At 51.5% G+C, this 18840-nt stretch carries 20 protein-coding genes; 6 read left to right on the top strand and 14 right to left on the bottom strand.

The genetic code is table 11. From position 1 onward, the window contains the following. Nucleotides 1–258 precede the first annotated feature (258 nt). Entirely contained in the window at nt 259–921 is a 663-nt protein-coding gene (locus tag H142_RS0111910) for a Crp/Fnr family transcriptional regulator (protein ID WP_169331858.1), read from the bottom strand. Nucleotides 922–1388: 467 nt separating this feature from the next. On the opposite strand from H142_RS0111910, the gene H142_RS0111900 reads away from it, so the two are divergent. Continuing rightward, complete coding sequence (locus H142_RS0111900) at nt 1389–1808, top strand: VOC family protein (RefSeq protein ID WP_017932369.1); 420 nt, start codon at nt 1389–1391, stop codon at nt 1806–1808. Between the two features lie 14 nt (nt 1809–1822). On the opposite strand, the gene H142_RS0111895 is transcribed toward H142_RS0111900, so the two are convergent. The 5 genes from H142_RS0111895 to H142_RS15640 all read right to left on the bottom strand — a co-directional run bounded on the left by H142_RS0111895 (nt 1823) and on the right by H142_RS15640 (nt 4887). Then, the gene (locus H142_RS0111895; protein ID WP_017932368.1) at nt 1823–2809 is read right to left on the bottom strand and encodes a tetratricopeptide repeat protein; all 987 of its coding nucleotides are present in this window, start codon (nt 2807–2809) and stop codon (nt 1823–1825) included. A gap of 29 nt (nt 2810–2838) precedes the next feature. Continuing rightward, the gene (gene thiE, locus H142_RS0111890; RefSeq protein ID WP_017932367.1) at nt 2839–3537 is read right to left on the bottom strand and encodes a thiamine phosphate synthase; all 699 of its coding nucleotides are present in this window, start codon (nt 3535–3537) and stop codon (nt 2839–2841) included. Between the two features lies 1 nt (nt 3538). Beyond that, nucleotides 3539–3952 (bottom strand): energy transducer TonB, encoded by a 414-nt coding sequence (locus tag H142_RS16455; RefSeq protein WP_017932366.1) that lies wholly within the window; start codon nt 3950–3952, stop codon nt 3539–3541. Nucleotides 3953–4017: 65 nt separating this feature from the next. After that, a complete protein-coding gene (rcdA, locus tag H142_RS0111880; RefSeq protein WP_033315304.1) occupies nt 4018–4560 on the bottom strand; it encodes a protease adaptor protein RcdA in 543 nt (180 codons plus the stop codon). A 120-nt stretch (nt 4561–4680) separates the two neighbouring features. Continuing rightward, nucleotides 4681–4887 (bottom strand): DUF1192 domain-containing protein, encoded by a 207-nt coding sequence (locus tag H142_RS15640; RefSeq protein WP_017932364.1) that lies wholly within the window; start codon nt 4885–4887, stop codon nt 4681–4683. A gap of 297 nt (nt 4888–5184) precedes the next feature. Between H142_RS15640 and H142_RS0111870 the strand changes: the two genes are divergently transcribed. Continuing rightward, a complete protein-coding gene (locus H142_RS0111870; protein ID WP_017932363.1) occupies nt 5185–5859 on the top strand; it encodes a DUF1013 domain-containing protein in 675 nt (224 codons plus the stop codon). Between the two features lie 57 nt (nt 5860–5916). On the opposite strand, the gene H142_RS0111865 is transcribed toward H142_RS0111870, so the two are convergent. Further along, the gene (locus tag H142_RS0111865) at nt 5917–6732 is read right to left on the bottom strand and encodes an SDR family NAD(P)-dependent oxidoreductase (RefSeq protein ID WP_017932362.1); all 816 of its coding nucleotides are present in this window, start codon (nt 6730–6732) and stop codon (nt 5917–5919) included. Between the two features lie 242 nt (nt 6733–6974). Here H142_RS0111865 and H142_RS0111860 point away from each other — a divergent pair, with 242 nt between their 5' ends. Both H142_RS0111860 and H142_RS0111855 read left to right on the top strand, forming a co-directional pair. Next, complete coding sequence (locus tag H142_RS0111860; protein WP_017932361.1) at nt 6975–7826, top strand: phosphodiesterase; 852 nt, start codon at nt 6975–6977, stop codon at nt 7824–7826. A gap of 71 nt (nt 7827–7897) precedes the next feature. Continuing rightward, nucleotides 7898–8836: a bestrophin family protein gene (locus tag H142_RS0111855; protein WP_017932360.1), complete on the top strand. Its 939-nt coding sequence runs from the start codon at nt 7898–7900 to the stop codon at nt 8834–8836. A gap of 116 nt (nt 8837–8952) precedes the next feature. Here H142_RS0111855 and rpoH read toward each other — a convergent pair whose 3' ends face one another. Next, nucleotides 8953–9936 carry an RNA polymerase sigma factor RpoH gene (gene rpoH / locus H142_RS0111850; protein WP_017932359.1) on the bottom strand — a complete coding sequence of 328 codons (984 nt, stop codon included), beginning with the start codon at nt 9934–9936 and terminating at the stop codon, nt 8953–8955. A 156-nt stretch (nt 9937–10092) separates the two neighbouring features. Between rpoH and H142_RS0111845 the strand changes: the two genes are divergently transcribed. Beyond that, on the top strand, nt 10093–10659 hold the full coding sequence (locus H142_RS0111845) for a hypothetical protein (RefSeq protein ID WP_017932358.1): 567 nt from the start codon (nt 10093–10095) through the stop codon (nt 10657–10659). Here the strand turns inward: H142_RS0111845 and H142_RS15635 are convergent. Genes H142_RS15635 through mnmE form a run of 5 tightly spaced genes read right to left on the bottom strand, consistent with a single transcriptional unit; the run spans nt 10656 to nt 16395 of the window. After that, nucleotides 10656–11639, bottom strand: coding sequence for a ParB/RepB/Spo0J family partition protein (locus H142_RS15635; RefSeq protein WP_017932357.1), 984 nt, complete (start codon nt 11637–11639; stop codon nt 10656–10658). The two genes, H142_RS0111845 and H142_RS15635, sit on opposite strands and share 4 nt — an antisense overlap. Continuing rightward, the gene (locus H142_RS0111835) at nt 11639–12421 is read right to left on the bottom strand and encodes a ParA family protein (RefSeq protein WP_017932356.1); all 783 of its coding nucleotides are present in this window, start codon (nt 12419–12421) and stop codon (nt 11639–11641) included. The genes H142_RS15635 and H142_RS0111835 overlap by 1 nt, the downstream gene beginning before the upstream one ends. A 5-nt stretch (nt 12422–12426) precedes the next feature. Continuing rightward, nucleotides 12427–13089 (bottom strand): 16S rRNA (guanine(527)-N(7))-methyltransferase RsmG, encoded by a 663-nt coding sequence (rsmG, locus tag H142_RS0111830; protein ID WP_017932355.1) that lies wholly within the window; start codon nt 13087–13089, stop codon nt 12427–12429. Continuing rightward, nucleotides 13070–14938 carry a tRNA uridine-5-carboxymethylaminomethyl(34) synthesis enzyme MnmG gene (gene mnmG, locus H142_RS0111825; RefSeq protein WP_017932354.1) on the bottom strand — a complete coding sequence of 623 codons (1869 nt, stop codon included), beginning with the start codon at nt 14936–14938 and terminating at the stop codon, nt 13070–13072. The genes rsmG and mnmG overlap by 20 nt, the downstream gene beginning before the upstream one ends. A gap of 56 nt (nt 14939–14994) precedes the next feature. Beyond that, complete coding sequence (gene mnmE, locus H142_RS0111820) at nt 14995–16395, bottom strand: tRNA uridine-5-carboxymethylaminomethyl(34) synthesis GTPase MnmE (protein WP_017932353.1); 1401 nt, start codon at nt 16393–16395, stop codon at nt 14995–14997. 27 nt (nt 16396–16422) lie between these two features. Here mnmE and H142_RS0111815 point away from each other — a divergent pair, with 27 nt between their 5' ends. Then, nucleotides 16423–17310, top strand: a complete 888-nt coding sequence (locus H142_RS0111815; protein ID WP_017932352.1) for a glycerophosphodiester phosphodiesterase family protein — start codon at nt 16423–16425, stop codon at nt 17308–17310. Between the two features lie 108 nt (nt 17311–17418). Here H142_RS0111815 and rho read toward each other — a convergent pair whose 3' ends face one another. Beyond that, nucleotides 17419–18738 carry a transcription termination factor Rho gene (rho, locus tag H142_RS0111810; RefSeq protein ID WP_051048618.1) on the bottom strand — a complete coding sequence of 440 codons (1320 nt, stop codon included), beginning with the start codon at nt 18736–18738 and terminating at the stop codon, nt 17419–17421. Nucleotides 18739–18840 lie beyond the last annotated feature (102 nt).

Raw genomic sequence — 18840 nt, 5'->3', positions numbered from 1 at the left:
AGGATCAATTCCTAGAGGGTTCTGTTACGTGCAAAATTATTTAGAGACGCGGCCCCCAGGCATGGATCCTTCGCCGCCTTGCGGCTCTGGATGACGAAAAGGATGTGCGTTTGGCTTACGCCTGTCAGCCCGTGCGGGCGGCCCCGTTGGCTGCGCTCTAGCTGACCTACATTTCTGTTCAGCCTCGTAGGTCGGATAGAGCACCGCGAAATCCGACATCACGAAACGAGGCATTCCTTGGCCGCTAGGACGCGGCGGCTATCCTTCGGCCCGTTTTATGAGCGCGGCTTTATTTGTAATAAAAAATCTGCGGCCCGCTTTTTTAATGCAGCCGGCTTCAGTTAAAGACGACATAGTTCGCGATACCGTCTCCCGGCTGGTATTTAATTGCTGCGCTAGGGTTGTCACGGTGAGGTCGGAGTTAACCGCAAGCAGTCCATTGCCGAACTGATGGGGACTGGCCTGACGTAACAGCTCCGCACAAATCCGGCCGGGGATTTCAAGGGCTACGCGTTCATTGGAATATAGCGTCGCCTTTTGGAGACGCGAAACCATGTCTTTTAGGAAAAATAGAGCCACGCCGGAATCAGATTCGAGGGCATTTAAAAAGTGAGATTTTGACAATATCCCAATTTTTGACTCTTCAAGCGTGACGATTGTAGCGCTGCGCGGCAAACCGCTTATGGCGGCCATTTCTCCAAATGTATGGCCTTGGTTCAGAGCCGCATGCCAGACCTCTTTGCCGTTGGGATGAAATGACGTCACTTTAACTTTGCCGTGCAGAATAAAATAAACTTGCGCCGTGGATTCACTTTCAATGAGAATTGTTTGGCCGGCCGAAAATTCACTGAGCACAATATTATCGCGGATAATGGCGCAGTTTTTAATGGCGCGGTCAAAGGTCTTAAACTCATCTGTCATATACGTTTTGCCCGAAGAGATCATAGAAGTTTCATGAACGATTAAAAAATCAAACCCTGCGTGACGTGGGTCACAGACAATACTCAATTAGAACGGCTAAGCGGTATTTGCAACAGGATGCGAGCGTGTGGAATGGGGCTTCATATTTGTTCCCATCTTGTTGCACTCATAAGACATTATGAGATGCGCGGCCTGCAATGCGAGCATGACACCCTCCAAACGCTCAAAGCCAATATCCTGACGGATGACCGCCATACTAACATACTAATATTGTCTCTGAAGTGTGGGAGCTGGAAGAGACGCGTGCTTATCCGAAATGGTCTATTTTCGCTCTTCAAAGCTCGGCGTGTAATGTGTCAAAATAATTGGGGTTCATTACGATGTGTGACTTTAATCAAATCACAGCCCTTCCCACGGCACCCCCTTTCCTTTAACAGGTTGCAAACACAACTAAATAAGGTTGATCTATGTCTGCTATTGTACATCTCGCTATTCCCGCCGGCGATCTCGCCGTCACCGTCAAATTCTACACCGATATTTTCGGCTGCACGCTTGGCAATCGCGAAGAGGGCCGCTGGGTCGATGTCAATTTTTGGGGCAATGAGCTGACATTGCATCAAAGTGAAGAGCAGCTTCCCAATGTTCGTCATGATGTCGAGATGGGCGCTGTGCTCGTCCCGCATTTCGGCGTTCATCTCTGCCAGGACGATTTTGACGCTGTTAAAGCCCGCATCGCCGCTGCAGGTCTCGACTATATCGATAAACCTTACCGCCGGTTTGAGGACGATAAATATGAGCAGGAAACCTTCTTTATCGCCGATCCGAATAATAATGTCCTCGAGATCAAGGCTATGAAAAATCCAGAGGTTTTGTTCCCCGTGATCTAAGGAACGGTCACTCTTTAACTTTCCGTCGCGAGCCGCGCCTTGGCTTTGTCCAAAATAGCGGGATCGACATTGTCTTCGAGGCGTTTTTTAAGCTCGCGATAATCCCGGTCATAGACATCAATGCCGGACGGCTTAACTTTGAGCAGCCAGTAATAGGCATCTTCAAAATCTTGTGTGACGCCTTCGCCTTTGGCGAGGGTGAAAGCGTATAGGAATTTACCTTGATCGTCACCGGAATTGGCCGAGCGGGCAAACCATTGTGCGGCCTCGGCCTGACTGCCTCCGGCGAGGCCCTGATAGACATAGAGTCCGTAATCCGCCATCGCTGCGCCGTGACCCGACCGTGCCGCCTGATGCATCAGCTCTACCGAGCGCGGCTCATTGGGGCGGATATCCATATTTTCGACATACATAATCGCGGCTATATAGGCCGCGTCAGCGTCGCCCGCTATTGCGGCCTGTTCATAAGCCTCCAGCGCGGCTTTGGGATCCGTTTCGATCAGCAGGTCACCGCGTTTTTTTGCTGCGCCCGCATCGCCCTGCGCAGCGGCTTTGGCGAGCCAAACGGCGGCTTCATTATTATCTTTGGTTACGCCGCGCCCGGTTTGATACATCACGCCTAAGGCTTGCATCGCCTCCTCGCGGCCTTGCGCCGCGGCATCTTTGAAATAGCCCTGCGCGTCCAATGGTGTTAGCCCGCCTTCACCTTTGAGCGCCATATCGCCCAGCGCCAGCATAGCGTCGCTATTTCGGCTTTGCGCCGCGCGGCTATACCACTGCGCCGCATCTACGTAATTTACGTCTCCGGCGCGGCCGCTGCGCAGGATTTGCCCCGCCATTAGCTGGGCCAGAACATGACCCTGTGATCCGGCCGTTTTGGCATAGACCAGAGCCTGGGCATAATTACCGTCATTATAGTGAGTTGCGGCGCTCTCATAGCTGACATTGTCAGTTTGGGGCGCAGTCAAAAGCCAGCCATTCGTCTGTGTATCATCGCTCATTTGCGCCTGCGCAGGTATTGATGCGCTAATCAGGAGTCCGAGAGCTGACAGAGCGCCGAGAGCTTTGACACCGCTGCGGCGGCGCCATCCGGATGCGCCCAAACGCCCGACGAGACCGCGATAAAGTCCGCGCCCGCTGCGATCACTTGCGCGGCGTTGCCGGGCGTAATTCCGCCGATTGCCACGCAGGGCACTTCTACCATTTCTTGCCACCATGACAAAATCTCCAATTGCGCCCGAGTTTTGGGCGTTTTTGTCGGCGTATCGAAGAAAGCTCCGAACGCCACATAATCTGCCCCGTCCATCGCGGCTTCGAACCCCAGATCCCGGCTGTCGTGACAGGTCACTCCGATGATCGCGTCGGGGCCCAAATAATCGCGCGCTTCGGCATAAGGCATGTCCTCTTGCCCGATATGGACGCCGTCCGCGCCTAAATCTTTGGCCATCTTCACATCGTCATTGATCAGAACCGCTGTACCGTATCCTTGGGCAAGCTCGACTATAGCGCGGGCCGCCTGAATGCGGGCTGAACTGTTCCAGTCCTTATGGCTGTCATCCTCTTTGAACCGGATTTGAAGGCATGCCACAGACGCGGCCGACAAGGCCGCGTCAAGCGTGCTCAAATAGGCATCTAAATCTTCAATGCGCGGCGGCGTCAGAAGATAAATTTGGCACGGTTGGGGCGGCGAAGGTATATGTGCTTGCGATTTTGATTTTCTTTTACTCATATCATCCCCCTAACGTAACCCCGCCAAGGCGGTAACGCAGGAGCACGCGGCAATCTGACAGGCCGCCATTTTTCGGCGGCTCGAAGCGCCAGTCGCGTACGGCGTTAACCGCGGATTTGCTAAAGCGACCTTCCGGGACGGAGCGCTCGACGGCAATATTTTGCGTGACGCCGGCAGCATCGACATCAAGTCGTACAATCACCCAGCCCTGACGGCCCGCGCGGTAAGAGGCGCGGGGGTAATCCGGCATATCGAGACTCATCGCCGCGAGGTCTTCGCCGCCTATACAATCATCATCATTGGCATAGCCTTTGACCCAAGGATCAGGTGGATAATCGCTTCGCGGTGTGAAAGGAGCATTGGTGGCACAAGCGGCCAGCGCGAATGCGGATAATATTAAAGCGGCAGTCTTCATGCCGCCCTCATAGCCTTTAACGCTAAAATGTCAGCCCCCAAAGGCATGACATATTAGACAGGCCGTTAGCCTATTTTCCCAAAAGCGGCTTCAAGCCGGCTAATCTGGTCAGCGACCGTATTACCGGTCTGGGCATTGATCGCGCCGTACAGGCTGCGGTCAAGGCGCACTATACGTTCGTAAAGGGCTTCGGACCGCGCCAACAAATCCAGCAGAAGGGCGGGCAAGATGTCTCCATATTCTGCCAGAGGCTTTACGCTGTCATCCGGCATTTCTGAAGAGAGGCGGTATTTTTCCTGCCGCGCTTCGACAGTGGTCATGTCACTTTCTTTAAGTGCGCGCTGCACCAGCAGCCACGACGCGACTTGCATAAGGCGTGTTGTCAGTTTCATGGACTGGCTGGCATAGACCAGTGCATTATCACGCGCCAGGGCTTTACTCTGCGCACGGCCCGGACCGTCCAGATAGGCAGCGGTTTCTTCAACCATATCCATGCCTTCCCGGAAAGTGCGTGCAAAAAGCTCGCTGCGCGTGAATTCAAGCAGGCGCGCTTCAGCCTGCGGGCCAAGCGTATCGGCAGCGGAGCTGTGGGCACCCTTTTCGGTCATAACATTATCTTTCTGTGTCTGCACGCCGCGCCAATGCGGGAACGCACCGTATTATTTGCCTTTGATGTGCAAGGCGCGTTCCAACATGGATGCCTCTCATGCCAAAGGCGTAATTTCCGCTCAGTCTGTCTTGCGGGGGGCGAAAAGTGTTTCAGCCTCGGACATATCACCGCGTTTTTTAGTTAACGCCAAATATGTACGCTCGACTTCTGCGTTTAACGCATCAATGCGGGCCTGTAATTCTTTGATCGACAGGCCGTATAAATCGTCCCCGATTGATACAGACCCCATGAGTTTAAGCAGGGCTTCATTTTCATCATTTGTCATAGTCATCCCTCTTGCTCCAAAATCTATCATTGGCGCAATCTGTCTCTTCTAGCGGTCAACCCCACAAGACGAAAGACCGGAATAAGACAAAGTCGCAATGCATACATTAAAGCTCCCAATACAGTTAGGCGCGCGTAAACACTGCGAAAGCCGCGTTACTGCACGGCCTCTTGATATTTATCTCAATCAGCGGTACATAGAGGCTAATGGATTACGGAATTCCCCGAATTCCACGCAAAACGACCCCGCCGAGCGGGGTTTTTTTAATGGCCCGACACGGCCACCAAGGAGACGATGATGAGCACGATTTTAATGCCAAAGGCTACAGCCGTCTGGTTGATCGATAATACCGCCCTGACATTTGAGCAGATTTCTAAATTTTGCGATCTGCATCTTCTCGAAGTTAAAGGCATTGCAGATGGCGACGTCGCCACAGGTATTCGCGGTGCGGATCCGATTGCTAACGGGCAATTGGCGCGCTCTGAAATTGAAAAGGCCGAAGGCAATGCCGATTATGACATGAAGGGTGAGACCTTTGATCATGCGCCTGTTACGACAGGGAAGAAAAAGCGTAAAGCGCCGCGTTATACGCCGCTGTCACGCCGTCAGGATCGCCCGGATGCCATTGCTTGGATCGTACGGAATCATCCCGAAGTGTCAGACCCGCAAATCTCCAAGCTTATCGGCACAACCAAGCCGACTATTAATGCTATTCGGGACCGCACCCACTGGAAAACATCGACAATCAATCCAACCGATCCGGTCAGCCTCGGCCTGTGCAGCCAGATTGAACTTGATGAAATGGTGAAAACCGCTGCTGAAAAGCTCGCTAAGAAACGCGCGAAAGACGGCATTATCGATGACGAAGTGACAACGGACAGTCTTGCCCCTGTGGCCGATACGCCCGCCGAAGCGCCGAAGACAGAGCATACGCTGGAATCTCTGTTCAAACCCAGCACGCACGATCAATAGTTAAGCGTACATCGCGTATTTAATTAACCCCGCTACGCTTTTGCGCGGCGGGGTTTTTTACGACCCCGCGCCTGTGCGCGGCGGCATCACATAATTGAGCGCGAGGCGGCCACCATCGACATAAATAATTTCGCCGGTCACATAGCTGGCGTCATCCCCGGCTAAAAAGGCGGCGACGCTGGCGATCTCGCTGGGCTGAGCGATGCGGCCCAGCGGCGTGCGGGAATAAATTTTGCCCATAGCATCTTCATCATCGACCACGCTGGCCAGCATATCGGTGCGAACGCTGCCCGGCCCAATCGCATTCACCCGGATGGCTTTGGGCGCCAGCTCTAACGCCATAGAGCGCGTCAGCTGGTTCATGCCGCCTTTGGACACATTATAGGCCAGATTATCAGCAATGGCGACTTTGGCGTTAATTGAGCTAATATTGATAATGTTATAATTGGGCAGACGCAGTCCCGAGCGGTCGTCAGCCTTATCGAGCGTTTCAACCATATGGCGCGCGACGGCGCGGCTGACGAGAAATGCGCCGCGCAAATTCACAGCTAAAACACGGTCAAAATCAGCTTCGGAGACATCCAACGCGCCGCCGCGCGCCACGATGCCCGCATTATTGATTAGCACGTCGATCTGATTAAAGGCGCTCAACGTCTCTGCGACCAGATTGTGCACGGAGAGGCGGTCCGCCACATCGCAATGCAAAAAGGCCAGACGCGATTCCGGCATATCCAAAGTGTTAATGGCCTCTTGCCCCGCATATTCATCACGATCAGCCAGCATGACGCGGTAGCCGTCATCTAAAAACCGCTGCACGCAGGCAAAGCCGATGCCGCGGGCTCCGCCAGTAATAATTGCTACGCGTCCTGCCATGATCTGCCTCTTAATGTTTGCGCAGACCTAACAAATTGAGCGGCGCAGCGGTAGAGCAAATACGCTCAAACTCTCTCAATTTATAAGACCAGGCTTGGACTGACGCGGCGATTATGCTGCCGCGAAGAAATGTGCGACATTTACTTAATGCCATGCTAGCCAGAGTCTAATTTGAACATATTATAGCATTGCTGGTTGTGAAGACTATATGATGCTGCCGGATTGGTATTCGAAAGACGTCTATGCTTATCGCGCAAATTACAGATCTGCATATCGGATTTGACGGGCCGGGTCCCGGTGATGAAAACACGAAGCGATTCAAAGATGTTTTAGCGTGGATTGGAAGTCTGATAAAACAGCCCGACATGATCTTTCTAACGGGAGATTTGGTCGAATCGGGTGAAGTCCGCGATTATAAAACCCTCAAAGCCATCGCTTCGACCCTGAATGTCCCCGTCTATATGGGCATGGGCAATCACGATCGCCGCGCGGCATATTTATCTGTTTTCAGAGACTCGCCCCAGGAAAACGGTTTTATTCAATATGCGGTAGAACATGACGGTCTGCGTTTTATAATGCTTGATACACTTAAAGAAGGACGCCATGGCGGCGGATTTTGCGAGGGCCGGGCAAACTGGATGGACAAGACCCTGTCTGAAAAGCCGGATATGCCCACGCTGATTGCTATGCATCATCCCCCTATCGAGACGCAAATTCCCTGGATGACATCAGACAATGATGCCCCGTGGGTCAAACGGTTTAGGGCCGTTGTCGACAAGCACAAAAATATTATTCACATTATGTCGGGTCATATTCACCGCCCAATATCGCAGCGATTTTCCCATACCTCGGTCAGCGTCTCGCCGGCAACCGCGCCGCAAGTGAAGTTCGAAATCGCCGATATGGATTTAAATACGCCCGACAACCGGCCGCTTTTAGTTGAAAGCCGGCCAGGATTGTGCCTGCATCACTGGGATGGGGGGCACGTGACCACACACACCGTTTACGCACCGGAAGGTAAACCGATTATCCGATTTGATAAAGATCACGCCTATATTCCGAAAATGACCCGGGATATATCGGAGCCGCGTTGAAATATTTTACAACGTCTATAATTTTGTGAAATTAAAAGAATTAATATACGCAGCCATTGGGGGGACGCGACATGATTATTGAAAAGAATATTTCTTTTATAAGGCTGTTTAAAGTCATTTGGAAGCAATTGCTGGCCATGGTTTTACTGGCCTCTGTAATTATCGTTCCCATTCAGGTATTTAACCTTCAATATCTGACCATTGATATGGCAACGCCGCTCATTTTGGGTACGGCCCTCTCTATCTTTTTAGGGTTTCAAACCAATAGCGCTTATGAGCGCTGGATGACGGGCCGGAGTACATTTGGGCAGGTTCGCTGTAATATCCGTAATATGGCGATACTTTTAACGCGGCGCCGCGGAGAGGCCTATATTAATCATAAGACCGGCAAACCGTCTAAGATTGCGGCCCAAGTGATGCCGCGCATGCTGCGCCGGATGATGGCCTATATTTGGGTCTTGAACCGTCAACTCAAGGGCCTGTCTCCGCTTGGAGATATTGAGGCCTTTCTGGATCATGATGAATATGAGGCTTTGAAAAGCTCGCCCAATCCTGCCTATGACCTTTTATTAAACAATAGCCGTGATTTTCGAATCGCGCAGTCCGAAGGCCAGTTTTATGATGGTGAGCACTTCGAAATGGTCGGTATTCACCGCGGTTTGATCACGGCGCAAAATACCTGCGAGAGCCTTAAAAATACGCCTTTTCCCGCACATTATATCTTTTTTACCAAGACATTTATCTGGCTGTTGATAATTTTAACGTCGCTATCTCTGCCGTCTCTTGAAGAATTTTCCTATTTTGCGATTTTATTAGTCGTTCTGATCGGTTGGATGTTTTCCATGATTATGGGAATTGGGAGCTATATGGACGAGCCTTTCGTAAATAACCGCAATGTCATTCCGATGGACTCAATAGCCCGTGATGTTGAAATTGCGATAAAATCCCATGCTCTGGGCGAGACAGACCTGCCGCCGGCTGTGGAGCCGATAGAGGGCGCGCTGTATTAACCGATATAGAGGCTTCACCAATCCGGTCAACAAGAGCAGACCTAGGCGCCGAGACCCCAAGACCCCGATAGATTGCGTGGATAATCAATGGGGCCGCTTTCGCAGAAGTTCGACACTTAGCCCTCAATCAGACCCTTATGCGTCGCGGCATTCATCATCGCCTCTTGCAGTTTTTCAAATGCGCGCGCTTCAATCTGGCGGATACGTTCGCGTGATACCTTATAGACTTGCGCCAGTTCTTCCAGCGTTTGCGGGCTATCCGACAGGCGGCGTTTTTCAATAATATCCTGCTCACGCGCATTCAGATCGCTCATGGCGTCACGCAGAAGCGACATGCGGGCATCATATTCCTGGCTATCGCCAATAACCTTATCCTGCGGCGCATAATTTTCATCTTCGAGCCAATCCTGCCACTGGCCGCCGCCATCCTCGCCGCCTATGGTGACGTTAAGCGACGCATCACCGCCTGACATACGGCGGTTCATCGACACGACTTCGGCTTCTTTGACGTTAAGCTTGGTCGCGATCTTGGCGACATCATCGGGATGCAAATCGCCGTCATCAATCGCTTTCATCTCGCCTTTAAGGCGGCGTAGATTGAAAAATAATTTCTTTTGCGCGGCGGTCGTGCCCATTTTCACAAGCGACCAACTGCGCAGAACATATTCCTGTATCGCGGCGCGGATCCACCACATGGCATAGGTTGACAGGCGAAACCCCTTATCAGGATCAAATTTCTTGACCGCCTGCATCAACCCGACATTGCCTTCACTGATGACTTCACCAATGGGCAGGCCATAGCCGCGATAGCCCATGGCGATCTTCGCCACGAGACGCAAATGTGATGTCACCATTTGCTCAGCCGCGCCCATATCATCGTGATCGGCAAAACGCTTGGCGAGCATAAACTCCTGGTCCGGCTCAAGCATAGGGAATTTACGAATTTCGGAGAGGTAACGCGACAATCCCTGCTCGGGTGAGAGCGCCACAGACATCGTCATATTGCCCGTATAGGTCGACGGGGTCGACGCAGCGGTTTTCTTCGCGACCGCTTTGCTCTTAGGTTTCGTTTTTGATTTCGTCTTGGGTGTCTTGGCCATAAGTCCCTCCAGCAGAGTTATATAGATATGATTTCACATTTGTGAAGGTTTCGCGCGCGGAATTATGATTTTGTAATGGGAAATAAGATATTGGCCGAGCAGATAAAAACGAATTTCGGTTTGCCATGTAGGCTTATTTCCCTATGATTTCCAATCATGGCGCTTAAGAATCTAAAATATATATTTTTTCTTGTTATATGTTTACCTGCCTTTAACTCGAACTTAGTGACGGCGGCAAGCGGTGCAACCGCTTTAAGTCGTTATGATTTTGATATTCAAAGCGGGCATTATGATTATATTGATATCGAAGCTAAATCAAAACTTACACTATCGGGCCAAATTAGCGGAAAAATGAACATAACAGCTTGTAACCGCCACGAAAAATGGGGTTCAGGGTTAAGGTTTCAAATTAAAAGTGTTCAGGAAGGCCTATCTATAAATATTGGGATTATATGCCCACAGGTTGGCAACCATGTTGAAGCGGAATGGATGAAGTCGAAAAAAACAGGTAAGAGCTGGGACACCATTGATGGTGACTACGCAGTTTTGCACCAAGTTATTGGACAAGAAGTTCAATTTAGTATCACATTACGCAGTAATATTGTCATTCTAGTTGTCGAAGGTATAAGATATGATGTTTCGGTTGATTTTAATCCTGAGACAATCGAATTGGCGGCATTTGGAAGCACAGGCTATATTTTAATCACGCCTCCTGTAGGCTAACCCCAGCCCTCAGGCAGGCGTTTGATCAGGTCTTCCAGCTCTTCATCATTGCGGTAATGAATTTCAAGGCGTCCATTCGGGCCTTTATGTTTTAAATCCACCCGTAGGCCGAGCGTATCGCCGAGCTGTTTTTCCAGCGCGCGGATGTCCGCCGACTTTGTCTCTAAGCGCGGCTGTAGCGGCTGTCCTTTTTTCAGACGGCGAACCATCTTCTCGGTTTCGCGTACGGACAGATCTTTGGCGACAATCATTTCAGCCAGAGCCAGTGGGTCCGGGGCAGATATAACGGCGCGCGCATGTCCGGCTGATAGTTTTCCCATAGCGAGAAAGTGCTGTGCACGGTCAGGCAGGGTTAAAAGCCGCACCATATTCGCCACATGTGAACGGCTTTTGCCGACGGCAGTGGCGACGTCTTCCTGTGTGCGTCCAAATTCATCCATCAAATTGCGATAGGCGCTGGCCTCTTCGATCGGGTTCAAATTGGCGCGCTGGACATTTTCGACCACGCCAATCTCAAGAACCTCGCGGTCCGACAACTCGCGTATCATAGCGGGGAGCTGATCCAGTCCCGCCTTCAATGCAGCTTGATAGCGGCGTTCGCCGGCCACGATCTGGTAACGGGTCTTCCCCTTGCTCTCAAACGGGCGCACGAGCAATGGCTGCAACACGCCCTTCTCCTTAACGCTGCGCTCCAGCTCCACCATCTTGACCGGGTCGAAATATTGGCGTGGTTGATTAGGGTTACGTTCAATCAGAGATATCGAAATAAATTCGGCTGCGCTGCGTGTAGATGGGGTAGTCTTTACATTTTCATGCGTTTTATCAGGTGATACCTTCGATATCTTCGGAGATTCTTCAGAGGCAGGATTGTCTAAAACAGCGTCTGAAACATCATTCATCAATGCAGATAAACCCCGTCCAAGACCACGATCGCGTGCCCGTTTGGGCGTCGATGCTTCAGATTTGGGAGATTTTACCATTATGTGCCTCGTTTCTGTTCAGGTTTTCTTCGCGCCAATATCTCTTTTGCTAAATCCATATAGGCGATGGATCCGGCGCAATTACGATCATACATAAGCACCGGCCGGCCATAGCTGGGCGCCTCGGCAATGCGGACATTGCGCGGCACCATGGTTTTAAACACGGCGCGGCCCAAATGCTTGCGGACATCCGCGGCGACCTGCGCTGACAAGCGATTACGTTGATCATACATGGTCAGCATAACGCCCTCGATGATCAAAGCGGGATTAATATTGGCCTTCGCCATCTCTACAGTTTTGAGCAGCTGGCTTAATCCCTCAAGCGCATAAAACTCACATTGTAGCGGCACAAGAACGCTATCGGATGCCGCTAAGGCATTGACAGTCAATAGACTTAAGGACGGCGGACAGTCGATCAAGATATAGTCCGGTTTGGGCGACAAGCTGTTCAGGGCAGATTTTAACCGCGTTGTGCGCCCGGCCTGCTCACCAATTTCGAGCTCCGCGCCGGATAAATCCATATCGGACGGGATGATCTGTAAATTCGGCACAGAGGTTTCGTGAATAGTGTCATCAATATCCACGCCATCGACTAGTAAATCATAACTGGTTTGATTGCGGTCTGCGCGCAAAAGGCCAAGACCTGTACTGGCATTGCCTTGTGGGTCCAGATCAATGATTAGAACCGTTTTCCCGAGAAGGGTCAACGCTGCGGCCAGATTGATCGTTGTCGTCGTTTTCCCGACGCCGCCCTTCTGATTGACGATAGCAATAGTCTTCATGGCGGTTATGGCGTCCCTATTTGGCGGTGTCTCAGATCAGAAAGCACGAGCACATGTCCCTCAGGGTCAGAGATACTGGGGAATATATCGCAATTAAAGTCAAAATCGGTGCGCGCTTGCTTGATTTCTGTGGGTGCTTGCCGCCCTTTAAGCAAAATCAGCCGTGTATCAGGCCCCGTAAACCGTTCGGCATAGGTCAAAAGCTTCGGCAGCGGCGCAAAAGCCCGCGCCGTTATCACATTATAGGGGTCGTTAGGGAGCGATTCAGCCCGTTTCGCCGCGACATTCACCGGTAAGTCCATTTCGCGCGCCGCCGTGCGTAAAAATGAGGCCTTTTTACCGGCTGCCTCGACAAGCTTCACCCCGCCTTTACCTTGTGTCTTAAGCCATATCCCGACCGCCAGGCCCGGAAATCCCCCGCCGGAGCCCAGATCAATGGCCCGCAGTGTTCCGTCTGGAATATAATCGGTGATTTGCCAGCTATCGGCGGCATGACGGGTCCAAAATTGCTCAAGTGACGTTTTTTGAACCAAATTTATCGATGCATTCCAGCGGGTGAGAAGATTAAACCAAATATCGAAAGCCGCCAATGTTTCACGTGAAACATTGTCCTGAGCAGCGAAAACGGCGCGTCCCGGCATAATCGGCTCAGCTTGCTTTGCGGACATAGGCGAGCAAAGCGGACAAAGCGCCGGGCGTAACGCCTTCAATGCGCGCGGCTTGGCCAAATGTAGCAGGCCGCGTAGTTATCAGCTTTTCGCGCACTTCATTGGAAATTCCGCCAATCGACGTATAATCCAGAGCATCAGGCAGTTTTAGACCCTCTTCACGACGAAATGTGGCGATATCAGCGGCTTGACGGTCAATATACCCGGCATAAAGCGCGTCAATTTCCATCTGCTCAGCAATCTCAGGGCCAATTCCGGAAAGCTCCGGCCAAACGCGGCACATATCCGTCCACTGAACATCCGGATAGGCTAACAGATCCGCAACCGTGCGCGACCGGCCGTCCTGATTGACTTTAAGGCCGTGCTTTTGCAGTTCTGTCGGTGTCCCCGCCAGCGTTTTGACTAAATGCGTCGCGGCTGTGATTTCGCCCATCTTGCTCTCAAACGCGCCGCGTCGGTCGCCATCGACTAGACCACGCTCTATAGCCAGAGGGGTAAGGCGGCGATCAGCATTATCGGCCCGTAATGTCAGGCGATATTCGGCCCTTGATGTAAACATACGGTAAGGCTCGGAGACGCCTTTTGTAATCAAATCATCAATCATAACGCCGATATAGGCATCTGAGCGCGTCAATATTAGCGGGTCTTTGCCCTTCACCGCAAACGCCGCATTAACGCCGGCAATAAGACCTTGCGCCGCCGCTTCTTCATATCCGGTCGTGCCGTTAATCTGTCCCGCCAAATAGAGGCCGGAGAGTTTACGCACCTCCAAAGTCGCGCGAAGTTCTCTCGGGTCGACATAATCATATTCTATCGCGTAGCCATATCGCTCCACCACGCACACTTCGAGTCCCGGAATAGTGCGCAGCCACATATCCTGAACCTCTTCGGGCAAGGAGCTGCTAATCCCATTGGGATAAACCGTATCTCCGTCAGGGCCGCCCGGAAGACCTTCGGGTTCGAGAAAGACCTGATGGGCATTTCGATCCGCAAACCGCACGACTTTATCCTCGATAGACGGACAATAGCGCGGCCCGCGTCCGGATATGGAGCCGCTAAAAACCGCAGATTTTTCGATATTATCCGAAATAATCTTATGTGTATGCGACGTTGTGCCTGTTATAGCGCAAGATATTTGAGGAATCGTGATTTTGGGTGTCATAAATGAGAACGGTACTGGCGTCTCATCAGCCTCCTGTTTCGGCAAGCTATCCCAGTCCAAGCTGGATTTTTGAAGCCGGGCCGGCGTCCCTGTCTTAAGCCGCCCGAGATCAAGTCCGGCCTTATACAGACGCTCAGATAAACCCAAAGCCGGTGCTTCGCCATGACGTCCGGCCGGAATACGTTGATCGCCGATATGAATAACGCCTTTGAGGAATGTCCCAGTCGTCAAAACGACTTTAGACGCGCCGTACTCACATCCATCCTCACACCGCACCCCAATAATGCGGCCGGCGTCAAGAATAAGGTCGTCAACAGCCCCCGCAATGATGGACAGGTTTTCAACTTGTGACAAAGCCAGCTGCATAGCGCTGCGGTATAAGCCGCGGTCACTTTGCGTGCGAGGCCCGCGCACGGCCGGGCCTTTACTGCGGTTTAACACCCGAAACTGTATGCCTGAAGCATCAGCGGTTTTGCCCATCAAACCGCCAAGCGCATCCACTTCGCGGACAAGATGACCCTTACCCAGACCGCCGATCGCCGGATTGCACGACATTTCGCCGATCGTCTCCATATTATGGGTCAAAAGCAATGTCGCTACGCCGGCTCGCGCAGACGCGCTGGCCGCTTCACAGCCCGCATGGCCACCGCCAATTACAATAACGTCATATGTGGAATTTTTACTCATAACGGCGCTATAGCAGATTTGCGCGGCGAGTCATCTGGCAGAATCACCCACGCAAACTACTTGCCGATACAAAAGCGCGAGAAGATGCGATCCAAAACGGCTTCAATATCCGTTTCTCCGGCCAATTCCTTTATCGCATGCAAGGCACGGCGCAGATCATCTCCGGCCAATTCAGGCGCTATGGATAAAGCCGTAATCGCGCGGCTGACGGCTTCATTGGCTTTTACAACACAATCACGATGGCGCGCGCGAGTCAGACCCGCATCCTCCGTCATAGAAAATCTGTCCTGCAAAACTTTAGTGAGAAGTCTCCGCGCCGCAGTAACGCCGTCAATGTCCGTCGCCGCAATACGGGCGATTTCGAATGTTTCACGTGAAACATCTCGGCGGTCTGTTATCATTGCAAGCACAGCCTCCGCCGCTTTATCAGCAGGATTGAGATCCGTCTTATTGAGTAGAATAATGTCTCCGGGCTGTAAAAGATCTAATAAAACCCGAACATGTTGAGACCGTTTTGTCATATCTATCAAAGCGATACGCAAATCTGCTTGACTAGCGCGGGCGCGGGCGCGCCGAACGCCCTCCGCTTCAATAACATTCTTCGTGAGCCGCAATCCCGCCGTATCCGATAGTCGAACGGGCAAGCCGTCAATATCAATATAAGCGTCCAGAACATCACGTGTCGTTCCCGCTATATGAGACACGATAGCAGTATCTTTATTTGTTAAGCCATTGATTAAAGATGATTTTCCAGCATTAGGCGCTCCGATAATCGCTATATCCACGCCATGCCTAATAGCTTCGCCGCGCCGGCTTTGCTGTAAAGCAGTTTTAAGCTGGTCTGACAGTGTTTGCAGGCCCGGCAAAGCTCTGTGTGAGAGCCCGTCCGGAACATCACCCTCATCGGGAAAGTCGATCTCCCCTTCAATCTGCGCCAATGCGTCTAGAATCGCCTCGCGCCATAGTTCATATTCGTCTTTCAGCCCGCCGTCCATTTGGCGCAAGGCTTGCACGCGTTGACGCTCGGTTTGGGCATCAATCAGATCAGCCAGGCCTTCAGCCTCTGTCAGATCCATTTTTCCATTTTCAAAGCCGCGGCGTGTAAACTCCCCCGCCCGCGCTAAACGCAAGCCGAGAGACAGCATGGCCGTAGCGACAGCTTCAAGGACTGCCGGACTGCCATGCAAATGAAGCTCGGCCATATCCTCGCCTGTAAAACTGGCCGGGGCGGAAAAGCGTAGAACCAGCGCTTCATCCAGAACATGTCCGCTCTCCGGGTGGCGAATTTTACGAAGGCTGGCTTTTCGTACATTCGGAAGGCTGCCACGCAGGATTTGCCGCAATATAGTGTTGGTGTCGGGCCCGGATATGCGGACAACGCTAATGCCCGCACGGCCTTGTCCGCTCGCGGGGGCAAAAATAGTGTCATTGGGAAAGTTTTGGTTTAAAGCATCCATAACGCCTTTTGAACAAAGAGTCAGACAATGAAAAGAACGCTTTTCGGTTTCATCTCCTCTCTTGCACTCGCAGCATGTGATCCGGCCCCCCAATCCAGCGTAGAAAACATTAATACCACAAAAACCGAAATCGCTCAGACCGAAACAGTCGCAGCCCTACCGTCTATCGCATCAACATTATCCTGCCTGTCGGACAGCGGCCCGATACTGGCCCTCCACCGCGGCCGTGATAAAGGTCTCGATCAAGCTGAAAACGCCTTGGAAACGTTAAAACTGGCTTATGAGGCTGGCTTTATAATGGGTGAGGTCGATATTGCGCAGATCAAAGACCGCACAATCATTCTATTTCATGATGGAGTGTGGGAAGAAAAAACCACGGGCAGAGGCGTCGTCGCAGCATCTACCGCAGGTGATTTGGATAAAATTCTGCTTAAAACGCCCCGAGGCGAATTTACATCTTACCGGCCCGCAACCCTCTCTCAAGTTCTCGATTGGGCGAAAGGCAAATTATATCTGGAGATAGATTTTAAAAGTTCAGCCAATGAGGCTGATGTTGTGGCCCTCATCTCAAACAAAAATATGGGACCCCAAGTCATCCTGATTGCTTATTATCCTGAGCAAGCCGCACGCCTACGGGCCCTGGCACCGGATATGATGATCTCCGTATCCCCGAATGCAATAGATGAAACCGGAGACCAATTGGTTTGGCTTGGTACAGATGATATTTCGGAGGACGAAGAGATATTTGTCCGTAATCCAAAGACATACACCGCATTTGGGCAGTTCTCCGCACGGCGGGCTCTGCCGGATAATTGGCGCAATGTTGATATATTAGTCACAGATTATGCGTCGGAACTTATGGGCAAAATAGGCCAAAACCAAACCGATCAAGAACGGCTTGCAGACTGCCGCTAACTTGACGGCAATGCGGCTAACTTGACGGCAATGCGGCTAGCCTAATTTATGTCCCAAAACAAAAAGCCATCCCGAAATATATTCGGGATGACTAAATAATGTTAATCTTTAAGTGTTCATGCTATCGAAGAATTCTTCGTTTGATTTGGTGTCTTTGAGTTTCGAAATCAGGAAATCAATCGCGTCCATTGTGCCCATAGGGTTTAAAATACGGCGCAAAACATAGGTTTTCTGCAAATCAACAGGCGTAATCAAAAGCTCTTCTTTCCGCGTTCCGGATTTCGTCACATCAATCGCCGGGAAAATACGTTTATCCGCAACTTTGCGGTCAAGCACAATTTCGCAATTGCCCGTACCTTTAAATTCTTCAAAGATAACTTCGTCCATGCGCGAGCCGGTATCAATCAGCGCCGTCGCAATAATCGTCAGGCTTCCGCCTTCTTCGATATTGCGCGCTGCGCCGAAGAACCGCTTAGGGCGTTGCAAAGCATTCGCGTCGACACCACCGGTCAAAACTTTACCGGAGCTGGGCACAACCGTATTATAGGCGCGGCCAAGACGGGTGATGGAATCAAGCAAAATAACCACATCTTTGCCGTGTTCGGTCAGGCGCTTCGCTTTCTGAATTACCATTTCAGCCACCTGCACATGGCGGGTTGCGGGCTCGTCAAAAGTCGAGCTGACAACTTCGCCCTTCACGCTACGCTGCATATCCGTAACTTCTTCTGGGCGCTCATCGATCAGCAGCACTAGGACGTAACATTCAGGATGATTACGTTCGATACTGTGCGCTATATTTTGCAGAAGCACGGTTTTACCCGTGCGCGGGGGCGCAACAATCAAAGCCCGCTGGCCTTTCCCGATCGGCGAGACGATATCAATAATCCGGCCGGACTGATCTTTGAGCGTCGGGTCTTCTATTTCCATTTTCATCCGCTCATCGGGATACAGCGGAGTCAAATTATCAAAATGAACTTTATTTTTGGCTTGCTCCGGCGTTGAGAAATTAATCATCAAGGTTTTCGTCAGGGCAAAATAGCGCTCTGTATCTTGCGGACTGCGGATTTGACCGGAAATTGTGTCGCCCGTGCGCAAACCAAATTTACGGATTTGTTGCGGCGTGACATAAATATCGTCAGGGCCGGGAAGATAATTTGCTTCAGGCGCGCGCAAGAAACCAAAGCCGTCCAGCAGCACTTCCAAAACGCCGCTACCGTGAATCTCAACATCGTTTTCGGCCAGGTCTTTAAGGACCGCAACGAATATGTCTTGTTTGCGCATTGAGCCGGCATTTTCAATGCCGACGGCTTCAGCAAAGGCGATCAATTCGCCGGGTTTTTTTTGTTTTAAATCATCGAGGCTAAGCTCGGTCAGCGCGTCTATTTCGGCTGGATCCACCTTGGGCGCAGCGGCCAATTTGGCGTTCATATACATCTCTATCGTTTTGCCCGAACATAAAAACCGGGACTTAAGGGGGAAAATGCGCAGCGGACGCCGCGTCTTTATAAATCGCTCTTAGCAGAGCCGTTG

The sequence above is a fragment of the Robiginitomaculum antarcticum DSM 21748 genome (genome assembly GCF_000365025.1).
GTDB lineage: Bacteria > Pseudomonadota > Alphaproteobacteria > Caulobacterales > Maricaulaceae > Robiginitomaculum > Robiginitomaculum antarcticum.
This window is presented reverse-complemented; position numbering and strand designations above follow the sequence as displayed.